This is a genomic window from Flagellimonas olearia, from assembly GCF_009184425.1.
In the GTDB taxonomy this organism is placed as follows: domain Bacteria; phylum Bacteroidota; class Bacteroidia; order Flavobacteriales; family Flavobacteriaceae; genus Flagellimonas; species Flagellimonas olearia.
The window spans coordinates 1-397 of the sequence record NZ_WELG01000077.1 but is presented as its reverse complement, the minus strand read 5'-3'; the positions used below and the strand labels follow the sequence as shown (position 1 = coordinate 397).

The 397-nt window shown below is 38.3% G+C and carries 1 protein-coding gene; it reads left to right on the top strand.

Annotated elements, in window-relative coordinates; genetic code table 11:
• Window positions 1-69: 69 nt before the first annotated feature.
• Complete coding sequence (locus tag F8C76_RS19930) at window positions 70-384, top strand: hypothetical protein (RefSeq protein WP_001860400.1); 315 nt, start codon at window positions 70-72, stop codon at window positions 382-384.
• Window positions 385-397 lie beyond the last annotated feature (13 nt).

The window sequence follows — 397 nt, the reverse complement described above, 5'->3', positions numbered from 1 at the left end:
CTATGGGGGAAAAAACCACGCAAGCTTTAGGGCTTGATGCACATTATCATAAGGTTACTTTCATTTAAAATGAACGCTTTTTTAAAACTCGCGCTCGCTTCTTTGATGGGGGGGCTTTGGTATGCTTTCAATGGCGAAGGCTCTGAGATTGTCGCCATAGGGATTTTTTTATTGATCTTGTTTGTTTTTTTCATCCGCCCTGTGAGTTTCCAAGACCCAGAAAAACGAGAAGAATACATAGAACGGCTTAAAAAAAACCATGAGAGGAAAATGATCTTACAAGACAAGCAAAAAGAAGAGCAAATGCGTCTTTATCAAGCCAAAAAAGAGCGAGAGAGCAGGCAAAAACAAGACCTTAAAGAACAAATGAAAAAATACTCATAAAGGAAAAAAATGG